At 44.9% G+C, this 21,661-nt stretch carries 23 protein-coding genes and 1 pseudogene; 1 reads left to right on the top strand and 23 read right to left on the bottom strand.

Annotated elements, in window-relative coordinates; translation table 11 throughout:
* The first annotated feature begins 169 nt into the window (after positions 1-169).
* Positions 170-838: an SDR family oxidoreductase gene (locus ACRQQK_RS06625; RefSeq protein WP_457510532.1), complete on the top strand. Its 669-nt coding sequence runs from the start codon at positions 170-172 to the stop codon at positions 836-838.
* 41 nt (positions 839-879) lie between these two features.
* Here ACRQQK_RS06625 and ACRQQK_RS06620 read toward each other — a convergent pair whose 3' ends face one another.
* The 23 genes and pseudogenes from ACRQQK_RS06620 to flhA all read right to left on the bottom strand — a co-directional run bounded on the left by ACRQQK_RS06620 (position 880) and on the right by flhA (position 21,643).
* Positions 880-1,641 carry an MlaA family lipoprotein gene (locus ACRQQK_RS06620; protein ID WP_457511096.1) on the bottom strand — a complete coding sequence of 254 codons (762 nt, stop codon included), beginning with the start codon at positions 1,639-1,641 and terminating at the stop codon, positions 880-882.
* A 75-nt stretch (positions 1,642-1,716) separates the two neighbouring features.
* The gene (gene ccmI / locus ACRQQK_RS06615; RefSeq protein ID WP_457510531.1) at positions 1,717-2,934 is read right to left on the bottom strand and encodes a c-type cytochrome biogenesis protein CcmI; all 1,218 of its coding nucleotides are present in this window, start codon (positions 2,932-2,934) and stop codon (positions 1,717-1,719) included.
* Complete coding sequence (locus ACRQQK_RS06610; protein WP_457510530.1) at positions 2,934-3,410, bottom strand: cytochrome c-type biogenesis protein; 477 nt, start codon at positions 3,408-3,410, stop codon at positions 2,934-2,936. Before ACRQQK_RS06610 ends, ccmI begins: the two co-directional genes overlap by 1 nt.
* On the bottom strand, positions 3,407-3,961 hold the full coding sequence (locus ACRQQK_RS06605) for a DsbE family thiol:disulfide interchange protein (protein WP_457510529.1): 555 nt from the start codon (positions 3,959-3,961) through the stop codon (positions 3,407-3,409). Before ACRQQK_RS06605 ends, ACRQQK_RS06610 begins: the two co-directional genes overlap by 4 nt.
* Entirely contained in the window at positions 3,962-5,917 is a 1,956-nt protein-coding gene (locus ACRQQK_RS06600; protein WP_457510528.1) for a heme lyase CcmF/NrfE family subunit, read from the bottom strand.
* Entirely contained in the window at positions 5,914-6,396 is a 483-nt protein-coding gene (gene ccmE / locus ACRQQK_RS06595; protein WP_457510527.1) for a cytochrome c maturation protein CcmE, read from the bottom strand. The genes ACRQQK_RS06600 and ccmE overlap by 4 nt, the downstream gene beginning before the upstream one ends.
* The gene (gene ccmD / locus ACRQQK_RS06590; RefSeq protein WP_457510526.1) at positions 6,393-6,599 is read right to left on the bottom strand and encodes a heme exporter protein CcmD; all 207 of its coding nucleotides are present in this window, start codon (positions 6,597-6,599) and stop codon (positions 6,393-6,395) included. Before ccmD ends, ccmE begins: the two co-directional genes overlap by 4 nt.
* 2 nt (positions 6,600-6,601) lie before the next feature.
* Positions 6,602-7,348: a heme ABC transporter permease gene (locus tag ACRQQK_RS06585; protein WP_457510525.1), complete on the bottom strand. Its 747-nt coding sequence runs from the start codon at positions 7,346-7,348 to the stop codon at positions 6,602-6,604.
* Between the two features lie 89 nt (positions 7,349-7,437).
* On the bottom strand, positions 7,438-8,106 hold the full coding sequence (gene ccmB, locus ACRQQK_RS06580) for a heme exporter protein CcmB (protein WP_042483816.1): 669 nt from the start codon (positions 8,104-8,106) through the stop codon (positions 7,438-7,440).
* Entirely contained in the window at positions 8,106-8,726 is a 621-nt protein-coding gene (gene ccmA, locus ACRQQK_RS06575) for a cytochrome c biogenesis heme-transporting ATPase CcmA (protein WP_457510524.1), read from the bottom strand. The genes ccmB and ccmA overlap by 1 nt, the downstream gene beginning before the upstream one ends.
* A gap of 210 nt (positions 8,727-8,936) precedes the next feature.
* Positions 8,937-9,443 (bottom strand): DUF2802 domain-containing protein, encoded by a 507-nt coding sequence (locus tag ACRQQK_RS06570; RefSeq protein WP_457510523.1) that lies wholly within the window; start codon positions 9,441-9,443, stop codon positions 8,937-8,939.
* Positions 9,443-9,937 carry a chemotaxis protein CheW gene (locus ACRQQK_RS06565; RefSeq protein WP_042483825.1) on the bottom strand — a complete coding sequence of 165 codons (495 nt, stop codon included), beginning with the start codon at positions 9,935-9,937 and terminating at the stop codon, positions 9,443-9,445. The genes ACRQQK_RS06570 and ACRQQK_RS06565 overlap by 1 nt, the downstream gene beginning before the upstream one ends.
* Before the next feature lie 50 nt (positions 9,938-9,987).
* Positions 9,988-10,983, bottom strand: coding sequence for a chemotaxis protein CheW (locus ACRQQK_RS06560; RefSeq protein WP_457510522.1), 996 nt, complete (start codon positions 10,981-10,983; stop codon positions 9,988-9,990).
* On the bottom strand, positions 10,973-11,752 hold the full coding sequence (locus ACRQQK_RS06555; protein ID WP_457510521.1) for a ParA family protein: 780 nt from the start codon (positions 11,750-11,752) through the stop codon (positions 10,973-10,975). The genes ACRQQK_RS06560 and ACRQQK_RS06555 overlap by 11 nt, the downstream gene beginning before the upstream one ends.
* 9 nt (positions 11,753-11,761) lie before the next feature.
* Positions 11,762-12,901, bottom strand: coding sequence for a protein-glutamate methylesterase/protein-glutamine glutaminase (locus ACRQQK_RS06550; RefSeq protein WP_457510520.1), 1,140 nt, complete (start codon positions 12,899-12,901; stop codon positions 11,762-11,764).
* A 26-nt stretch (positions 12,902-12,927) separates the two neighbouring features.
* On the bottom strand, positions 12,928-15,171 hold the full coding sequence (locus tag ACRQQK_RS06545; protein WP_457510519.1) for a chemotaxis protein CheA: 2,244 nt from the start codon (positions 15,169-15,171) through the stop codon (positions 12,928-12,930).
* Between the two features lie 9 nt (positions 15,172-15,180).
* Positions 15,181-15,906: a protein phosphatase CheZ gene (locus ACRQQK_RS06540; protein ID WP_457510518.1), complete on the bottom strand. Its 726-nt coding sequence runs from the start codon at positions 15,904-15,906 to the stop codon at positions 15,181-15,183.
* A gap of 56 nt (positions 15,907-15,962) precedes the next feature.
* Positions 15,963-16,331, bottom strand: a complete 369-nt coding sequence (gene cheY, locus ACRQQK_RS06535) for a chemotaxis response regulator CheY (RefSeq protein WP_042483844.1) — start codon at positions 16,329-16,331, stop codon at positions 15,963-15,965.
* A 45-nt stretch (positions 16,332-16,376) separates the two neighbouring features.
* Entirely contained in the window at positions 16,377-17,111 is a 735-nt protein-coding gene (locus tag ACRQQK_RS06530) for an RNA polymerase sigma factor FliA (RefSeq protein WP_042483847.1), read from the bottom strand.
* Complete coding sequence (locus ACRQQK_RS06525; RefSeq protein WP_042483851.1) at positions 17,104-17,991, bottom strand: MinD/ParA family protein; 888 nt, start codon at positions 17,989-17,991, stop codon at positions 17,104-17,106. Before ACRQQK_RS06525 ends, ACRQQK_RS06530 begins: the two co-directional genes overlap by 8 nt.
* A 13-nt stretch (positions 17,992-18,004) precedes the next feature.
* Entirely contained in the window at positions 18,005-19,030 is a 1,026-nt protein-coding gene (gene flhF, locus ACRQQK_RS06520) for a flagellar biosynthesis protein FlhF (protein WP_457511095.1), read from the bottom strand.
* A 36-nt stretch (positions 19,031-19,066) separates the two neighbouring features.
* Positions 19,067-19,498, bottom strand: a pseudogene (locus tag ACRQQK_RS06515) (flagellar biosynthesis protein FlhF); the annotation flags it as partial.
* 48 nt (positions 19,499-19,546) lie between these two features.
* On the bottom strand, positions 19,547-21,643 hold the full coding sequence (gene flhA / locus ACRQQK_RS06510; protein WP_457510517.1) for a flagellar biosynthesis protein FlhA: 2,097 nt from the start codon (positions 21,641-21,643) through the stop codon (positions 19,547-19,549).
* Between the last annotated feature and the right edge of the window lie 18 nt (positions 21,644-21,661).

The raw sequence follows: 21,661 nt of genomic DNA, 5'->3' as shown, positions 1-21,661 counted from the left end.
ATTCTCAGCTCATTGCTTTAGAGTGTGAAACACTGCTCAAAATGATCACTGATAACAGAAACTAAACCTTTTCTTTGAGTTCATTCACACAAAGTGTCACATCCTTCACCCATTCTTACTGTTCAAAAGTTAATCGAAATAATTAAAAACCAAACAGAAGGTGCGCACTATGGAAATTAAAAGCGCCATTGTTTTAATAACTTCAGCAAGCTCACAGCTAGGTAGTACTCTCGCGACACATTTCACTTGTCTAGGTGCGACCGTCATTTTATGTGATACCGATAAACAAGGCTTATATGAAACCTTCGGTCGCTGTAAAGAACTCTCAAGTCACGTTGATTGCTATCACCTTAGAGATTACTCGCAAGAGAGTCTCAATAGAATGCTCGACAGTATTGAATCGAGTTACCACTCTGTACCCGACGTTCTGATCAATAACTGGCCTTCTTCGCCAATGCCTTCTTTGATCGATGAAAAACCGACAGAACTATTTATTCAAAGGCTGGCTTTAATGGCTTCCTCACTTTTTTCTTTTGGTCAGGCTTGTACCGAGCGTATGCGCCAAAATAACATCAAAGGAGTTATTGTGAATGTCATTTCATTGAATGAAAGCCGCGACTTCTCCGGCATAGAAAATGCCAGTTGTATGGTGTCTGGATTTACACAAAGCTGGGCAAAGGAACTCGTTCCTTTCAACATTCGAGTGGGTGGTGTTGTTCCTATGCCTTCAGCCAGTAAACATAAAAGTCATTGGGCAGAAGTTCAGGATGAGCTCATTCGCAACACGGAATATATTGTTGCGAATGAGTATTTCAGCGGACGAGTAATGTCAGCTTAGTTAACTGTAATGTTGGCTGACTAACAGGGATACGCAGACGACTAAAAACCTTCTTCCATGTAGGAATCAAGGTAATCTTCTTCACTGTTATCTACTTCTGCAGGTGTTTCTACTTCAGCAGTAAAGTCTCTGCGTTGCAGATAAGCAGCGCGAGTGAAAGAGTAAGAATCCGGAGAATTCTCTAATAGCGCTTCCTGGTTTACTAATGCAGCGCGGGTTTCCATACCTTCCAGTGCCCATTTGCCTACCGATGCCCAGATATTTAAATAGGAAAGTGGTGCATAGAAGCTATCAACTACATCACCGGCTTCGCGAACCACAACTGGACCGTAACCCGGAACCATAACATAGGGCCCTTTACCCACACCATGATGACCAATTGCATCACTAAAGACCTTTTCACCATGCTTTGTAATCCCGGCTTCTGAGGCAATATCAATCAGGCCAAGTAGGCCAAAAGTTGAGTTAATCCAGAATCGGTTGAAGTGATCGAGTGCTTTCTTACCATTTCCCATCAATAAGTTATTGATCATGCTCGAAGGTTCATCGAGATTCGAAAGAAAGTTAGAGATACCGTGACGAACAGGGTCTGGCGTGTATTCCACATAAGTAAGAGAAACAGGACGCACAAAATAAGGGTCTAGATAATCATAGTTAAATGCCCACATTGTGCGGTTGAATCCTTCAAAAGGGTCATTTACCTGCGGGTCTGACATGGTTTGATCATCAGGAACAGAACTACACCCAGTGATGACAACCACCAAGCTCAGTAAGACAATCCTTGTTAATCGGCTGATCATTATTATTATTTCCTTAACCAATCGACAGAAGGCCAATGAGAACATTGGCCTTTGGCTTTTTTTTATAAAGGTACAGTATTAAAACTGCTTATTGATTTCAACCTTTACCTCGCTTCCTAGCTCAACGACTTGGCTTTCCCCAAACCAATCGCCGTCTCGCGTAGCTACATTCCCGTCAGAATCGATTCGAACACGAATGATTAGTTCTTGTAAATCAGACAACTTACGTCCCTGCATCATGCTGTTCGAGTCATCCATGATAACCGTGAATGGGAAGTTACCTAGCGGATATCTCGCTGCGGCAATCGGCATTGGCGCACCATCGGCTGAATGCACAGACACAATCACAACGCCTTGATTCGGAAGTACCACTTCGCTGCCTAATGAAATGGAAACTGACACCGCATGTTCGTCCAGCACTGCAAGCTCCATTTTAGCTTTGGCACTGGCGATGCTACGTGACAACATCTCGTAGCGCCCGTCATTCGGACCAATCATTTGTTGCATAGACTGCCAGTGTTCAATCGCCGTTGGGTAATCCTGACGTTCAAACGCATCAAATGCCAGTAACGAATAGACGCGTAAATCGACATACTCCGCTTTCAACATTTTATTCAGCAGCGTGCGGGCACTTTGCTGGTCAATCTGATCATTCGAGAGCATCAGCGCTTGCGCATAACCCAGCTTAATATCACCATCTTGTGGTTCGATTGCGTAAGCTTTCTTCATAGCACCAATCGCGGTTTCCATATCACGATTCGCCAATCCGATACGGCCCAACAGTAACCAGCCTGTTGAATCTTGCGGTTCATAATGAAGTCGCGTTCTTAGAGCTAAGGTTAAGTCTTCCATCTCTTTATCGGTCAACTCAACCCCTTGAGGGTTCATCAGCTTTTTCGATAGTTCTGGAAGGTTCTGGCTGATATCTTGCCAGTGCTGCACTTTCTGGTAATTGCCAAAAACGGCGTACAAACCGTAGCTCAACGCCACAACAAGGATAAGCGAAGGTACAAGTACCATAGACGTTGATAACGTTCGTTCTTCGGTCTTGTTCTGGTCATTTGGAATGTCGTCCAGAAGCGATTGTTTAAGATCTGCCACCAGCTCTTGTTGGTCTTCAACTAAGCCTTCATCGGTTTCGACCGCTAATTCAGCAAGTCGATCTTTATAGAAAGCTTTGTTGAGGTCGTCGCGCAATGCAGCATCATTATTCGCTTTTGGTTTAAGCATTGGAATAGCGACAAAGACACACGCAATCGCGACAAGAATTAGCGTTAACACCCAAAATAAAGTCATTACTGCTTATCTCCGTCTTTATCTTCTTCCAATAAGGCTTTTAAACGTTGTTCTTTGTTTTCGTCCCATTCTGCAACTTCAGCACTGGCTTTACGGCGCTTGGTTCGCAAAACGATAACAACGAAACCAACCACTAATACAGACAGCGGAGCCACCCATAAAATAGCGGTTGATAGGGTTAACGGTGGATTGTAAGTCACGAAGTTGCCATAACGGGCAATCATGTAATCGACGATCTCACTTCTGGATTTACCCTGCTTGGTCATCTCATAGACTTTTTGACGTAAGTCCTGAGCTAACGCAGCGTTCGAGTCTGCAATAGAGTTGTTCTGACACTTAGGGCAACGCAATGTATTACTCAATTCATGAAACTGCGCTTCTTGCTCTGGTGTATCGAAATCATAAACATCAATAGCAGCAATGACCGAAAAAGAAAGCAGAGCGGCTGCGATTAAAGCGAATAACTTAGCTTTCATTGCTTCGCCTCCAGCAACAACTGTTCATACATCGGAGCCAGTGTTTGTTTCCAGTTTGTCGGGTTGACATCACCAACATGGCGATAACGAATAACACCATTGGCATCAATTAAAAACGTCTCTGGCGCACCGTAAACCCCCAGATCCAACCCCAGCATACCGTTGCCATCAAACAGGCTGATAAGGTACGGGTTACCTAATTCATTCAACCATTGGACGGCTTTATCACGTTGGTCTTTATAGTTTAAGCCAATGATTTTCACATCTTGCTTTGAAAGCTCATTTAAGTATTGGTGCTCGGCGTAGCAGGTTGGGCACCAAGTCGCCCAGACGTTAAGCAGCAGCGGCTCACCACGAAATATCGCTTGGTCGTAAAGCTTACCGGGTTCGGCCAGGTCTTCTAGGCGAAACTCAGGTACTTGTTTGCCGACAAGAACTGATTCCAACTTGGTTGGGTCATCACCTTCTGCATTTCTGAGTAGTTGTGTGGTAAAAACCGCCACTAAGCCAAGAAAAATAACCAGAGGGATAAATAATATCTTCTTGTTCATTTAAGCCTCCTTCTCTGCTGTTTTTCTAAAGCGGTAACGTTTATCACTGATTGCAAGAATGCCACCGATAGACATCAATAGACCACCAGCCCAAATCCAACGTACAAACGGTTTATAATACAGACGTACTGCCCATGCATCGCTGTTATCAAGACGCTCACCCATTGCGATATAAAGATCGCGAGTGATTCCACGGTCAATCGCAGCTTCTGTCATCATAGACTTAGCCGTATTGTAGAAACGTTTTTCCGCATTCAATGTATTGACGTACTGACCATTCTTTGTGACTTCGAACTGAGCGACATAACCGTCATAGTTCGGACCATCACGATCAAGTAAACCTTTGAAATAGAAATCGTATTCGTTCAGTTGGAAATGCTCACCCGGTGCCAAACGCACATCACGCTCGATACTGTAATTTTGCACCATAGCAATACCGATAATCGAAATCGCCAAACCAATGTGACCAAGTACCATTGACCAATGGCTACGATGAACCTGCTTCACACCAACCATAAAGGTATGACGGTGAGTGGCACGTTGATGAATCTCATAGCCATGCAACAAGATAATCCACCATGCCATTACCCAGCCCATGAAAGCCAGACCTGTAAACGACTCTGCGGTTGCAAATACACAAGCAGCCGCCAGTGCCAAAGACCCGGCAGCGGAAATAGCCATAGGTTTGGCTAAAACAGAGAGATTATCTCGCTTCCAGCGAACCAATGGACCAATACCCAATAATAAAGCGAATGGCACCATCAACCAGCTAAACAAACTGTTAAAGAATGGCGCACCAATCGAAACAGAACCAAGACCTAGCTGCTTATGAACCAGTGGTAACAGCGTACCAATCAAAACAACAACCAAAGCGGTAATCAGTAGTACGTTATTTGCTAGAAGCGCGTTTTCACGTGATACCAGCTCATAATTTCCTCGCGCTCGTACCGAAGCACCTTTTACTGCAAACAGCAGTAAAGAGCCGCCGATAACAAATACTAGGAACGCCAAAATGAACATACCTCGAGCAGGATCGGAAGCGAATGCATGCACAGAAACCAGAATGCCCGAACGCACTAGGAATGTACCCAGTAGGCTTAGTGAGAATGCAGAAATCGCCAGCAAAACCGTCCAAGCCTTAAACGTGCCACGTTTTTCCGTAACAGCAAGCGAGTGAATTAACGCGGTACCCGCCAGCCAAGGCATAAATGATGCGTTTTCTACTGGATCCCAGAACCACCAGCCACCCCAGCCAAGTTCGTAATACGCCCACCAAGAGCCAAGAACGATACCCATTGTCAGGAATAACCAAGCTGCTGTTGTCCAAGGACGAGACCAACGAGCCCAAGCGGTATCAAGGCGTCCCGTCATCAGTGATGCAATCGCAAAAGAGAAGGCAACCGAAAAGCCCACATACCCCATGTATAACATCGGTGGGTGAATGATTAGACCCGGATCTTGCAGCAATGGGTTCAAATCGCGCCCGTCGATAGGGAAATAAGGCAATGTGCGTAAGAACGGGTTAGAGGTAACAATGATAAACAGTAGGAAACCTACCGAGATCATACCCATAACAGCAAGTACACGCGCCACAGATTCTTGCGGCATACCACGGCTAAAACTTGCAACCGCAACAGTCCACGCAGCTTGAATTAACACCCATAACAGAAGCGAACCTTCGTGCGCTCCCCAAACCGCAGTTAAACGGTAATACCACGGGAGCAAGCTATTCGAGTTACTTGCTACGTATTTAACCGTGAAATCATTGGTATAGAATGCCCAAAGCAAAATGCCGAATGACAATAACAAAAATGAGAACATCCCCCACGCCAGAGGACGGGCTGAGTTCATTAATAAGGTGTTATTTCTTGAAGCACCAACCAGAGGCAATAGGCTTAGCAATACCGCTAAGCCCAACGAAATAATCAGGGCAAAGTGACCTATTTCTGCAATCATTGATCACTTCCTTGTTTTTGTTCCGGAGTGTAAGTCAGCGGAGCATGATTCTTTTCCATCGCTTCTGCAATTTCAGGCGGCATGTATTCTTCATCATGCTTAGCCAGCACTTCAAAAGCTTCAACGGTGGTCGCATCCACTAATACACCTTGAGCCACAATACCTTGCCCCTCGCGGAACAGATCGGGAAGAATGCCTTCGTAAACCACAGTAACCGATGGGCCAACGTCGTGTAATAAGAAGCTGACCTTAAGAGAGTTAGAATCGCGTTTCACCGACCCCACAGTGACCATACCGCCAATTCGTAAGCGCTGACCAATCTCTGGTTTTTTGCCATCTTTACCGTTAACCAATTCTGTCGGCGTATAGAACAGGTCCATATTTTGGCTTAATGCATAGAGAATCAAACCTGTTGTAGTGCCTAAACCAATGAGAATAGCGAGGACAATACCGAGCCTCTTTTTACGTCTTGGGTTCACAGTGTGTTCTCCATATGTTTAGCCGCTTCGATACGCTCTTGACGCTTCATTTTATTTCTGACTTCTTTCATAAGCGCCTTACTACGATTAATACTCAAAAACCATAAAACGGCCATCGATAAATAGGTAATGCCGAAACCACCCCAAACGTAGCTGGCGTAGCCGCCCATCGCAAAAAAATCTGACCAAGTTTCAAAATACATGGTTACTCTCCTTTCTCTGCTTGGGCTAGCTGGATAACCCAAGGGCGATGACTCTCTTTACTAATAATTTCATTTCTTAAACGTGCAACCGTCAACGCAGCAAAGAAAAAGGCAAAGCCAAAAATATTCAACAATAGAGGCCACAACATATTGGCCGAGATAGAAGGCTTCTCAAACTTAGTGATCGTTGCGCCCTGATGTAACGTGTTCCACCACTCCACAGAGAAATGAATGATCGGCAGGTTAATCACACCAACAATTGCCAAAATACCTGCCGCTTTCGCAGCGGTTTTTTGATCATCAAATGCGTGATAGAGAGCAATAACGCCAAGGTAAAGGAAAAGCAGAATTAATTCTGAAGTTAGACGAGCATCCCAGACCCACCAAGCTCCCCACATGGGTTTCCCCCAAACAGCACCAGTGATAAGCGCAATAAAGGTGTAAACCGCACCGATAGGTGCCATGGCTAGTGCTGCCATGTTGGATAATCTTACCTGCCAGACGATGCCGATAAACGCAGCAATTGCCATAGACATGTAAGCACCCATGGACCAAATGGCTGAAGGCACATGAATATAGATAAGCCTAAAACTATCACCTTGCTGGTAGTCTGATGGAGCGAATGCAAGCCCCCAAACGGTACCAACCGTCAAACAGGCAAAAGCTAAAATAGTGAACCACGGGAAAAACTTCCCGCATAACTGGTACGCAGATTCTGGCTTAGCGTAGGGATGGAGCCATTTCCACATTGTTTGTCCTCACTTTGCTTCTAATACTTAACTTATTCGTGTTAAGTTTTTTGTGTAAATTTGGGCTAAATAAAAAAGTCGTTCTTAAGTTAGTTAACACTTACTCGTAACGCCGCACTGATCGCAAACGGTGTTAGCGTCATCGCTCCAACCAACATTGCCGCTAAGATGGCCAACTGACCGTTATAGGCCATTCCCAAAGAAGCAGCATCTATCGCTGATGTAGCGAAAATTAAAATGGGTATATACAAAGGCAAAACCACTAAGCTGAGCAACACGCCGCCTTTTTGCAGACCAACCGTTAATGCCACGCCGATGGCGCCAATAAAGCTGAGTGTCGGTGTACCAAGCAACAGGGTAGCTACCACACCAAGCCAAGTGTCAAAATTCAGCGACAACAGAATAGCTAATAATGGGCTTATTAATATCAGAGGCACGCCAGTAAGTAACCAATGAGCAATCACTTTTGACAAAGCAACCACAGAAAGTGGTACTGGCATAATCATCATTTGCTCAAGGGCTCCGTCTTGAAAATCATCACGAAACAAACGTTCTAAAGAGAGCAAAGCTGACAAGAGTGCAGCAACCCAAACAATACCTGGAGCAATCCTAGAAAGCAGTCCCGGCTCTGGGCCAATGCTGAGCGGAAACAATGTAATGACGATGATAAAAAACCACAGTGGGTTAAAAATATCGGCTTGGCGTCGGAATGCGATTAGGAGTTCACGCTGAATGATCATCGCCATGGTTGAAAACATTAGGCGTCTCCTAGTTTGATTTTGCGTAACTTGCTGTGGTTGGCGAACATATCTTGGTGTGTGGTTAAAATAACAATACCACCATTTTCCGCATGTTTTAAAAACAGGGCTTCCAATACTTTCACACCTTGTTTATCAATGGCAGTCAGCGGCTCATCCAGAATCCACAACTTATGTTCGCTGAGCCATAATCTCGCTAAAGCTACGCGTCGCTGTTGTCCAGCGGACAACTTAGCCACTGGTACGTCTTCACGCCCTACAAGTCCAACTTGTACTAATGCTTGATAAATATCTTCTTCGCTACTGGTTGATGAGTGAACAGATTGGTAAAAATGCAAATTTTCATAAGCGGTTAACTCACGCTTAATACCAGTTTGATGCCCCAAAAACAGCAAATCCGTATGGTAGCTGTCTCTGTCTTCTTCGATATTAACCTTATTCCAGTAAATCTCACCTTCGTCGCGGTCAGCAAGGCCTGTGATAATACGCAGCAAAGTCGTTTTACCTGTGCCATTTCGGCCTTCAATCTGGACGAGTTCGCCCGCGTCGATATTGAATGATAAATGCTCGAATAGCACCTTTTCATCGCGAATTGCAGTGAGATTGTTAACGTCCAGCATGAGCTTCTATATAGCAAATTAGGGGCTGCTATATTAACACACCACAGTTTAGACAGAATAGGAGAAGGGTATTACGAATCACGAAACTAAGTAAGAATCTGTTAATTTTTAGCGATTTGTTTTTTCTTTTACCACTTTGTAGTTACAAATGAATATCACGTAAAACAAAAAAGGAAGCGAATGGCTTCCTTTAAGGCTTAATGGATGTTTCTAACGAGATTGTTTTCGTACAGGTGGTCTACTCTGCACCGCACGTGCTTTGCCTTCGGGATGACTCGCTAATGGCGGGATCGCCTCTTTACCTTGCAGTTTTTTCTGCAAAGACATCATCAGTTCAGCTTCAGCTTTCGGTAATTCACACTCTTCGATCAGTTCGTCAAGATCTGCGCCGAGTTTGACCATTTTGCTTGCCCGACTGTACAGACGTGCATCTGTATCAGCGTTTTCCAGTTCTTTCAATCTATCGTTTAGGTGCTTGATAATATCTTGCTGATCGTTGACTGTTTTTCCAAGGCCAACAACAACTGAGCGAACTTCTAGCAATTGTTTGCTAACTTTCTGCTGTTCTTTATCAGCATTTCGAAGCTGCTGCCTGAAATAGTCACCCTGACGTATCAAGGCTCGGCGTAGGCTTACCCACACCAAACCAATCAGCATCACTAACAGTGCAACACCACCCGCTAAAAACGGAGATGCATAGGACATCAACTCATTCATTATAGATGAGCCATTTCGTCCCATTCTTCGTCAGAAAGCAGTTTATTTAAGTCAACCAAGATCAGAAGTTTACCGTCACGGTTGCTTACGCCTTGGATGAACTTAGAGCTTTCATCAGTACCAACACTTGGAGTGGTATCAATTTCAGAAGAGCGTAGGTATACAACCTCAGCCACGCTATCCACCAAGATACCGATCACTTGACGTTCAGATTCGATCACTATGATACGAGTGTTGTCACTGGTTTCACCCGGCATCAAACCGAAGCGAGAACGAGTGTCGATAACCGTCACTACGTTACCACGTAAATTAATAATACCTAGTACATAGTCAGGTGCACCCGGTACAGGGGCGATTTCAGTGTAACGAAGTACCTCACGCACTTGCATTACATTTATGCCATAGGTTTCTTCTTCTAGTTGGAACGTCACCCACTGAAGTACTTCATCCTTCGAGTGTTCTTTTCTAACTTCGACTTCGTTAGCTTGAGACATACCTTTTCCTCTCTAAGTCGTTACCGACAAAAATATTATTTTATCCAGAGCTATTTATCTAATGCTTTTACATCAAGCCCTGCATTAAGCATAGCTATCAATGCTTCAACATGGATCAAAGCACACATTTTTTCTTTAACCATACCAGCAAGCCACGGACGTTTACCGACCTGTTCTCGCCAGCGAATTTTTTCACTGCTTAGCGTTTCTGTTCCCAACAGTTGAGAACACGCCAGACCCCACATGCTCTCACCTAACATAACGATATATTGGTACGCTTCTTTGTAGCTGTCATCACGCAGCTTTTCCGCCATGACCCACTTTGCCGTATCAACAACATCAAGTTTAGAGTCACGGTTGGTTTGTAAACCTAAGTACCAAGTGGGGCGACCGATCAGATGATTAAGCTCAGCCTTACGATGGATACCACCCAGTTCATCTAACGGAACCGCAAATGTCACTCCATTGACATCAAAGTATAGAACTTGAAAGTTCTGCTCACGGATCGGGGTTTCCCAATGGCCGATATCCGCAGCGCCTGATTGAGTTTGTAGTTCAACAGCGACCTGCTCTTCAACCACAATTTCAGGTTGAATATCTGCAACTTCGCTTTCTGTTACTTCGACCTCAGGTGTTTCAACTTTAGCTTCAAGTTCAACTTCTGTGATGTCGGTTGCTACATCCCATTCTTGAATCTCTTCAACAATAGGTTCTTGAATATTCGGCTCTTGTACAACAGGCTGTGTCACAACCTGAATATCGAGCGTGTTCTGTTCCAATACCTGTTCGAGATCGAGTTCAGCCACAGGATTACTTGCTTCCATCTGGCTTAACAGACGCTGAACATCTTCCAGATTTGGCATCTCTAATTCTTGTAAGTCGTCTAGAGAATCATCCAAATAACTTTTTTCTGGAACAGATTGAACCATAGGAGCCAGTTCCGGCTCTTTTTCAACAGGCTGCTCTTCGATCAACTCTTCTTCAAGAAGAGCTGTAAAATAATCATCTAATGCTTGTTCACTTGATAGTGAATGGCTACTGCTCATTAATAGCAAGCCTCTCCAAATACAATAGCAACTGTTTATAAGCAAATACGCCGCGACTACCGTCGGCGAAATGGGATGCAGGTAAGCGCTTCAAACTCGCATCTCTAAATTTTGTATCAATCGGTACTGCTGAAGACCACACCTGTTCTGGGTAGTCTTTCTTAAGCTGGGTCAAAGTTTGCAAAGAAGCACGAGTACGTTTGTCGTACATGGTTGGTACGATCGTCACTTTAAATTCGCGACTCCGTGACTTCTGCATAATTGCCAATGTTCGAACCATGCGCTCTAGCCCTTTCATCGCTAGAAATTCCGTCTGTACTGGGATAAGTATTCGGTCACTTGCTGCCAGCGCGTTAACCATCATCACTCCCAAAATTGGCGGGCAATCAATCAGTACGTAATCGTAACGTTGACGCAAAGCCATTAAGGCGCGCTTAAGGATTAACCCCATCCCGCTACGATTACCCATAACACGGTCTAACGTCGCCAGTGACATATGCGCAGGAATAAGGTCAATACCTTCAACATCGGTTTTCAATATCAAAGGTTTAACACTTTGTTCGCTATATTCTTTTAACTGAAACAGATCGAACAAGCTGGTTGGAACGTTATCTGAATCATAACCCAGATACGTCGTTAACGATGCGTGCGGATCGGTATCCACCAGCAAGACACGTTTTCCTTGTTTACTTAACAAACCGGCTAGCGTAATCGTTGTTGTGGTTTTACCTACGCCACCTTTTTGGTTTGCAACGCTCCAAACAATCATTAAATATCCTTATGCAAGACCTACTTCAACCAGCATTCTTTCAGCAATGCGGTCTAGTGGTAGATCTTCAGATGAAATACCTGATTTCGCGACAGCTTGCGGCATACCATACACCACGCAACTTGCTTCATCTTGTGCCCAAATGGTCGAACCCGCAGATTTCAGCATTCGGGAACCTTCGCGCCCATCAGCACCCATACCGGTCAAAATCATTGACAGCACTTTGTCGTTATAAACTTTTGCCGCTGAACCAAAAGTAACATCCACGCATGGCTTATAGTTCATGCGTTCCCCACCATCCAGAATACGAATTTTCGCGGCACCCGGACGGCCTTCCAACATCATTTGCTTACCACCCGGAGCTAAATAAGCAACACCTGGGCGTAGTGGATCGCCGTCTTCCGCTTCTTTAACTTCAATTTTGCATAGTGAATTCAATCGGCTAGCAAACGCCGCGGTAAACGTAGCAGGCATATGCTGAACCAGAACAATCGGATGAGGATAATTGGCTGGCAGTTTAGTCAGAATTTTTTGTAGCGCCACCGGACCACCAGTAGAGGTACCAATAGCAGTGAGCTGATAACTTTTACCAGAGGCTTTGAAGCGAGCCATCGGAGACGACGGTCTTGCTATGGGTGCAGCCGACGCAGTTGTGTTCGCTTGTGCACGTCCAAATGGACTGGTTGTAGGTGTCGAAGTAGAAGCTGTTGTTGCGCGCGTTGTACCACCAAGTGGGCGGCGCATAAAACTCTTTTTCGCTGCTATCTGAATCACTCGCTGTTGGAGTAAACTCACCGCTTCATCACGATTTCGCGCAATGTCTTCAAACTTCTTCGGTAAGAAATCTAAAGCGCCCGCGTCTAATGCATCTAATGTTGCTTTAGCGCCTTCTTGTGTTAACGAAGAAAACATCAAAATCGGTGTCGGATTTGATGCCATGATTTGACGAACGGCAGTAATACCGTCCATCACTGGCATCTCAATATCCATGGTAATCACATCTGGCTTTAGACGTTCGGCTTTTTCAACCGCTTCTTTACCGTTAGTTGCGACATCGATGACTTCAAGGCGTGATTCAGCGTTTATGATCTCGCTTACTCTGCGTCGGAAAAAACTTGAGTCATCTACAACTAATACTTTAATCGCCATAGTTTTCCTTAAATTTATACTCTTACTTAAACTCGAGAAGCAGCTGCATAACGTTTAAGCAGATCTGGAACATCAAGAATCAAAGCAATGTGCCCGTCACTGGTAATTGTCGCACCAGCCATACCCGGAGTACCTTGCAGTAATTTATCTAGTGGTTTGATAACCACTTCTTCTTGACCAATTAAAGTATCAACGACGAAACCAACACGCTGGCTGCCTAGTTGAACTATAACCACATGTCCATGTCCTTTACGAGCTTGTACCTTACCCGCTTGCGGTGCTAGCCAGTTTTGCAGATAGAAAAGCGGAATCGACTTATCACGAACAATGATGGTTAACTGTCCATCGACAACGTTAGTTCTACCCAAATCTAAGTGGAAGATTTCGTTCACGCTAGCCAATGGTAGTGCAAATGGATGTCCGGCAACACCAACCATAAGAGTTGGTAAAATTGCGAGAGTAAGCGGTACTTTAATCGTAATCTTAGTGCCTTTACCCAGTTCAGAGTCGATATCGATTGAACCGTTTAGGGTATTAATAGCCGTTTTTACAACGTCCATCCCTACGCCACGACCTGAAATATCAGAGATTTTCTCTTTACTGGAGAAGCCAGGCATGAATATAAGGTTAAAGCACTCTTTATCAGTCAGGCGAGAGGCTGCATCTTCATCCATCATTCCACGCTTAACCGCGATAGAACGTAGTTTTTGCGGGTCCATACCTGCACCATCATCAACGATAGCAAGTTCAATATGGTCGCCTTCTTGTGAAGCTGAAAGAATCACTTTACCAGTACGAGACTTACCAGTATTTGCACGCTCATCCGGCATTTCAATACCATGGTCAACCGAGTTACGAACCAAGTGAATCAAAGGATCCGCTAAGGCTTCAACCAAGTTTTTGTCGAGGTCAGTCTCTTCACCACGCATTTCAAGCACAATGTCTTTATTCAGGCTGCGCGCTAAGTCTCGAACCACTCGTGGGAAACGGCCAAAAACTTTCTTGATCGGCTGCATGCGCGTTTTCATCACTGCGCCTTGCAGATCAGCAGTGACAACATCGAGATTTGCAACCGCTTTAGACATTTCTTCGTCGTTACTATTTAGACCAAGACTTAACAGACGGTTACGAACCAATACTAACTCACCCACCATGTTCATAATCACATCGAGAGTCGAAGTATCTACACGAACAGTTGCTTCTGCTTGGTTCTGAGGTTTCTTAGCTGCGGCAACTTCGCGCTTTTCTTCAGGCTGTTTCACCGCTGGTACTGCTGGTTTTTCTGCCGCTGCAACTTTAGGCGCAACCGCTTTTGGAGCTGGAGCAGCAGCTTTTGCCTCAGCCGCTGCCGGTTGAGTAATGGCTGCGGCTGGGCGCGTTGCCATATCCAACTCTTCAATTGACGGGCCTTTACCTGAACCGTGTAGTTCATCAAGAAGTTTTTCGAACTCTTCATCGGTCATTAAGTCGCCGTCAGCGCCTGTTGCGCTTGGAGCGACTGATTGCGTAGGTTTACTTGGAGCAACAGGTTCAGCCGGCTTTTGTGGCACACCGCTGGCGGTTGGGCTCTTACCCTTACCGTGAAGTTCATCAAGCAACTTTTCAAACTCATCATCGGTGATATCACCGCTTAAATCCGAGTTAGTCGCCGTACTTGGCTGCACAGGAGCCGCTTCAGGTTTAGCCGCTACGGCTGCCGGGCTTTTGCCCTTACCATGCAACTCATCCAGTAATTTTTCAAATTCGTCTTGAGTTATTTCGTCGATAGAATCAGCCGACAATTTCGTTTCTTCTGGCTGACTTTGAACCGGAGTTTCGACCGAGGGTTCTTCAACAACAACGTCTTCAACGACAACTTCTGCTGCTGGAGCATCTTCAGATTCTGGCTTGCATAAGTTATGAAGCTCATCAAGAAGTGCGGGATCTGCAGGTGTTAATGCTTCACCATCTTGAACCGCACGGAACTGTTCATTCACTGTATCGAGTGAACGAAGCATAGTATCCATAAGGCTTGGGGTAACACTGCGTTGACCATTACGTAAAATGTCAAACACGTTTTCCGCGCCGTGGCAGGTTTCTACCAACTCTGTTAGAGACAAAAAGCCTGCACCACCCTTTACAGTGTGGAAGCCGCGGAAGATTGCGTTTAACAAATCTTTGTTCTCAGGGTCATTTTCTAACTCGACTAATTGCTCAGAAAGCAATTCGAGGATTTCACCTGCTTCAACCAAAAAGTCTTGAAGAATGTCTTCGTCTAAATCGTAGCTCATACGTTACCCCTAAAAACCAAGACTCGACAATAAATCGTCTACTTCGTCTTGAGATGCGACTGCATCTTCTCTCTGATGAGGATTTAAAATTGGTCCTTCAGCTTGAGTAGATGCTTTTTTCTCGCTAACTATTTGTTTCTGTTGTTCTGATTGTTCTTTACCAAATGCCGTCAAAATATCGACCAAACGTTGTTCTACTTCGTTAACCAAAGTGATCACACGGCGAATAATTTGACCGGTCAAATCTTGGAAGTCTTGCGCCATCAGTATTTCAGTAAGCTGACCACGCAACTCACTGCTGTCACCTTCAACTTGCGACAATAGGCCATCAACACGATGACATAATGCTTTGAATTCACTGAGTTCTATCTGACCGCGCATAAGTTCGTTCCACTGAGGGCGAACGAGCAGTAATGTTTCATGTAAACTGTCAGCAATAGGCATACAACGATCAACAGCATCCATGGTCTTGTTTGCTGCAACTTCCGTTTTTTCTATTACGTAGGTTAACCGAGTCCGTGCATCGGGAATTTCATCTTTAGCTATTTCTGTGATTCGATCATCAATTTGAAACTGCTTTAGTGAATCATGCAGATCTCGGGTCAATTCCCCGATCTCTTTAAACATCGGGTTACGTTCAGATTCAAAGACTCGCTTTAGAAATAGATTCGCTTCGTCTTGCAATCCATTCTCTAGCAATTCAACGAGTTCTTTGGCTTGTTCTAATGAAATCATTCTGATATAGCCTTACACGCGTAATGAATAGAGCACCTTCGTCCTAGCAAAAGTGTTTATAGACGTTCGAATATTTTTTCTAATTTTTCTTTAAGGGTAGCGGCTGTAAACGGCTTCACAATATAACCATTAACGCCAGCTTGAGCGGCTTCGATAATCTGCTCGCGTTTCGCTTCCGCTGTAATCATCAAAACAGGAAGATGCTTCAATTGATCATCTGAACGAATATGCTTCAACAGATCAATACCTTGCATACCAGGCATATTCCAGTCTGTGACTACAAAGTCAAACTCACCCTTCTTGAGCATTGGCAATGCCGTCAAACCATCGTCAGCTTCTTGTGTGTTATTGAAGCCCAAATCACGAAGTAGATTCTTTACAATACGGCGCATTGTTGAAAAGTCATCAACAATAAGGATCTTCATGTTTTTATTCAAAATTGCCTCCACTGAGTTCGAAATCAGTGATATTTAGTCATTTTGTGTCCAAGAACTTAACTTTGTTCTTAGACGTTGCATAGATTGGCTTAGTATTTGGCTTACTCGGGACTCACTCACACCAATGACTTCACCAATTTCTTTCAAGTTTAACTCTTCATCATAATAGAGCGAAAGTACTAAGGCTTCACGCTCCGGAAGTGATTTTATTGACTCAACCAATGCTTTACGGAACGATTCATCAGCAACACCTTGGAATGGCGAGTTGTCCTCGTCATCATCCAGTGGGGAAATAGCATCGTCCGAAACACCCAAGTCTTCAATTCCGACAATTCGCGAGCAATTAATATCGCTTAATACCGTATGATACTGGTCAAGCGGCATATTTAAGTGCTTTGCGACTTCGGCATCGCTGGGATCTCGATTTAGTATTCCTTCTAATTCAGAGATCGCCTGGCTAATTTCTCGGTTATGTCTGTGCACCGAGCGCGGTACCCAGTCACCGCGTCGAATATCATCGAGCATAGCTCCACGAATTCGAATTCCTGCATAGGTTTCAAAGCTAGCGCCTTTACTCCCATCGTAATTCTTTTGAGCTTCAAGCAGACCAATCATCCCGGCTTGGATTAAGTCGTCAATCAAAACGTTGGGCGGTAGGCGTCCAATCAAGTGATGTGCAATACGCTTAACCAATACAGAATATTGCTCGATAAACAGCTGCTGGCTGTTCAAAGCTCCATATTGATTGTAGGTAAGCGCTTTATTCACCAAATGGTTCCTCTACTGTTTCTGATCGATTAAGTAGCCGCTCAACAAAAAATTCTAAATGACCACTTGGTGTTTTCGGTATTGGCCACGTAGTTGCTTTATTCGCCAATGAGCTAATCGCTAAAGAGGCTGGAGAACGCGGGAATGCATCAACCACGTTGCGTTGTCTTTTCACTGCCTGACGAACATTATCGTCCAGAGGAATACATGCTACGAGTTCAAGGCTGACATTCAAGAAGCGTTCTGTGACTAATGTCAATTTAGCAAATAATTCCCGACCTTCACGATAACTTCTCACCATGTTTGCAACAATCTTAAATCGTCGAACTTGGTGTTCTCTGCTTAAAAGTTTGATCAACGCATATGCATCTGTGATTGAAGTTGGTTCATCACACACAACAACCACAACATCTTGTGCTGCTCGAGCAAAGCTGACAACCATATCAGAAATACCGGCTGCTGTATCGACTAAAAGCACGTCCATCTCATCTTCCAGCGTACCAAACGCTCGAATTAAGCCTACATGTTGCGCATGTGACAGTTCTGTCATCGACTGCGTACCCGAAGTCGCAGGAATAATCTGAATTCCGTGCGGTCCTTCAGTTATAGCATCTTTTAGCTCACACTCGCCAGCAAGCACGTGCCCTAGGTTACGCTTAGGACGAATACCGAGCATAACGTCGATATTGGCTAGGCCGAGGTCCGCATCCAGAACCATGACTTTTTTACCTTCGCGAGCCATACAAATAGCCATGCCTAAGGTTACGTTTGATTTGCCCACACCACCTTTACCACCTGTCACGGTGATGACTTTGGTTAACGATGGCTGAGATAAGCGACGTAAGCCGCTTGCTTGGTCATATATCATTTTATTCGTCATATCTGTACGCCGCCTAGAATCTCTCTGAATCACTATTCCAATAGTGAGGTTCATTTTCTGTCGACTTCTCTAGTAATTCGTTTGCCTTTGCCACCATGTATTTAGGCTGAGCAAGCACAATGTCTTCTGGTACACGTTGTCCATTCGCGATATATGCGACAGGTAGTGAGTTTTGAACTACCACACTGACAAACTCACCTAAGCTCAAACATTCATCGAGCTTAGTCATGATGCAACCTGAAAGAGGAATTCTTCTAAAGTGTTCGATGGTTTCCTGCAGTACCTTTCTCTGCGCTGTTGCAGGCAGAACAAGGTAGCTGTGAATCACTTCCCCACTCTCTTGCATCAAGGTATCTAGCTGTTCGGATAAGCGAACATCACGTTGTCCCATACCAGCAGTATCGACCAAAACGAGTCGGCGATTTCTCAACTGATATATTACTTCGGCTAACTCTTTGGAATCTTTAGCAACTCTTACAGGACAACCCATAATTCTTCCGTAAATCGACAGTTGTTCATGTGCGCCGATTCGGTAAGTATCTGTCGTTACCAATGCAACATTGTCGGAGCCAAACTCCATTGCTGCACGAGCTGCAAGCTTAGCCACAGTGGTCGTTTTACCCACCCCTGTCGGACCTAAAAGAGCGACTACGCCACCACGCTTTAAGATGTCTTGCTTCACCACTGGTATCTGGTCAGAGACTAAGCCTAACAAGGCTTTCCAAGCTTTGGGTGGAGGTGTATCTTCCGGAATGTAGCAAGCCAATTGGTCAGCTAAATCAAGTGATACTCCCATACGTTCAAGGCGTTTAATCAGCATTGCTCGCAGTGGTTCACGACGTTCAACTTCTTGCCACATCAAGCCGGATACTTGATGTTCTAAAAGACGACGGATTGACGTCATCTCTTCACGCATATTTTCTAAATCTTGTGCAGAAACTTTCGCTTCTTCAGGATGATTACGCTCAAAGCGAGATGGATCTAAACGCAGTTTACGCGGTTCGCGATTCGTCTCTTCTTCCTCAGCCCAACGACTCACTTTCGATTGAGGTGCGCTTGATTGAGTTGAATGGCTGTTTTCTCTTTGGCGTTGTAGCAAAGCAGATAGAGAATCTTCGTTGTCTGCACGGCGTGTATCTTGCTCGGGCATCGCGCCATTGCTGTACTGCTTGAGCATATTCGCAAAACGTTGCGTCATTGAACGACCTTCGGCAGCACTTGCTTGCAAGCTGACACGGTCATCTTCCAGTTCACGTCGAGCAGGTTGTCTTGTCAAAGACTGAGAAACCTGAGTGTTGCTCAATCTTGGCTGGGAGCTGTAAGGTTGTTGAGTTCTCGGCTGTGATACAGCTGGAGACGCAGATGGCTCACCATCCACGGCCGCCACGATTTCGACACCACCAGCGACTTTTTTATTCGACATGATCACCGCATCCACGCCCAACTCTTCTTTGACTTGGAGTAGCGCAGTTTTCATATCTTTGGCAAAAAATCGTTTTATTTTCAAAGCTGATATCCGTCTTTAACGTGAGGCGAACTAATTATCTAACAACAGTTAATTACCTACCGCCTGCACAATTCGAATTTGTTTCTCATCAGGTATCTCTTGGTACGAAAGGACACGTAAGTTAGGAATAGTATTTTTCACAAACTTAGCCAATGTCGAACGGAGAACACCCGAAGTGAGCAATACCGCTGGCTCACCTTTCAATTCTTGTTCTTGTGTTGCTTGGCTTAATGCCATTTGCAACCTTTCAGCAAGTCCCGGTTCAATACCTGCAGACTCACCACCTGAAGCTTGCATTGTTTGATGCAATATTTGTTCCAATTCAGGTATTAATGTAATCACAGGTAGCTCAGGCTCTATTCCATTGATTTCCTGAACGATTAGGCGCTTCAATGATATACGCACAGCCGCTGTAAGGATGTCAGGTTCTTGACTCTTACTGGCATATTCGGAAAGTGTTTGAACTATCGTTCGGATGTCGCGAATAGGTATGGCTTCGTTTAACAAGTTCTGTAGAACTTTCACCACCACACCCAAAGAGAGCTGATCAGGCACAAACCCTTCCACCAGCTTCGGTGTCGAACGTCCAAGCATTTCCAGTAAGTTCTGTACTTCTTCGTGCCCAAGTAACTGGGAAGCGTTGTTAGTTAGCAGTTGGCTTAAATGTGTAGCGAGTACCGTTGACGAATCTACAACGGTATACCCCAACGCCTGAGCATGTTCCCGTTGATCTTCACGAATCCAAACGGCTTCAAGGCCGAAAGCAGGGTCAAAGGTGCGTTCACCTTCAATCATTCCGTAGACTTGCCCCGGGTTGATAGCGAGCTCTTGATCTGGGCGAATTTCCGCTTCACCGGCAGCAACACCCATTAAGGTAATACGGTAGCTATTCGGAGTAAGTTCTAAGTTGTCACGAATATGCACGGCAGGAATAAGGAAACCAAAGTCTTGGGATAGCTTCTTACGAACCCCTTTCACACGCTCAAGTAACTCTCCGCCTTGGTCCCTGTCGACCAAAGGAATCAAACGATAGCCCACTTCTAAACCAATGATATCTACTGGTTGAACATCATCCCAAGAAAGCTCTTTCTGTGAAGGGGCGTCGCCATCCAATGTAGCAGGGAGATTGGTTGTTTCTTCCTTTTCTGCTTTCTGTTTACGTTGAATCCAGTACGCAGAACCGCCTGCAATCGTTGCCAGTAGTAAAAAAGCAAAATGCGGCATTCCAGGCACAATACCCATGACACCGAGTATTCCTGCGGTAATCATCAGCGCTTTCGGGTTATCAAACAGTTGGAAGATAACCTGCTCACCCATATCTTCATCGGTATTTTGACGCGTCACCATGATTGCAGCGCCAATAGAAAGCAATAACGACGGGATCTGAGCGACTAAGCCATCACCGATTGTTAATAAGGTATAGATTTCAATTGCTTCGCTAAAGCCCAAACCATATTGAGCCATACCGATAGATAAACCACCGATGATGTTAATAAACAGGATTAGAATACCAGCTATGGCATCCCCTTTAACGAACTTAGAAGCACCGTCCATCGAACCATAGAAATCCGCTTCTTTGGTTACTTCAAAACGGCGGGTACGCGCTTGTTCTTGATCAATCAAGCCTGCGTTTAAGTCGGCGTCAATCGCCATCTGTTTACCGGGTAAAGCGTCCAAGGTAAAGCGAGCACTAACTTCAGAAATACGCCCCGCACCTTTGGTTACAACCATAAAGTTGATGATCATTAGGATAAGGAACACCACCAGACCAACGGCGTAGTTGCCACCAATTACCACACTACCAAATGCCTCGATAACGTTACCTGCGGCGTTGCCTCCTTCATGACCTTTCAGCAAAACCACACGTGTGGAAGCAACGTTCAAGGCTAAGCGAAGCAAGGTCGCAATAAGCAGTACTGTCGGGAATGCCGCGAAATCCAAAGGTCGACGGGTATAAACCGTCACTAACAACACTACCATCGACAGCGCGATATTGAAGGTAAAAAATAAGTCCAACAAAAAGGCAGGAATCGGTAAAACGACCATACCAAGAGTCGCAAGCACCATAATAGGAGCGCCAATCGCTGGCATGCTGCGCTGTGGAATGGAAGGTAACTTGTCCGCAAATGGCAGAGTAAACTTCATAGGCCTATAAACTATTCG

It is taken from the genome of Vibrio sp. C8 (genome assembly GCF_054051265.1).
This window is presented reverse-complemented; position numbering and strand designations above follow the sequence as displayed.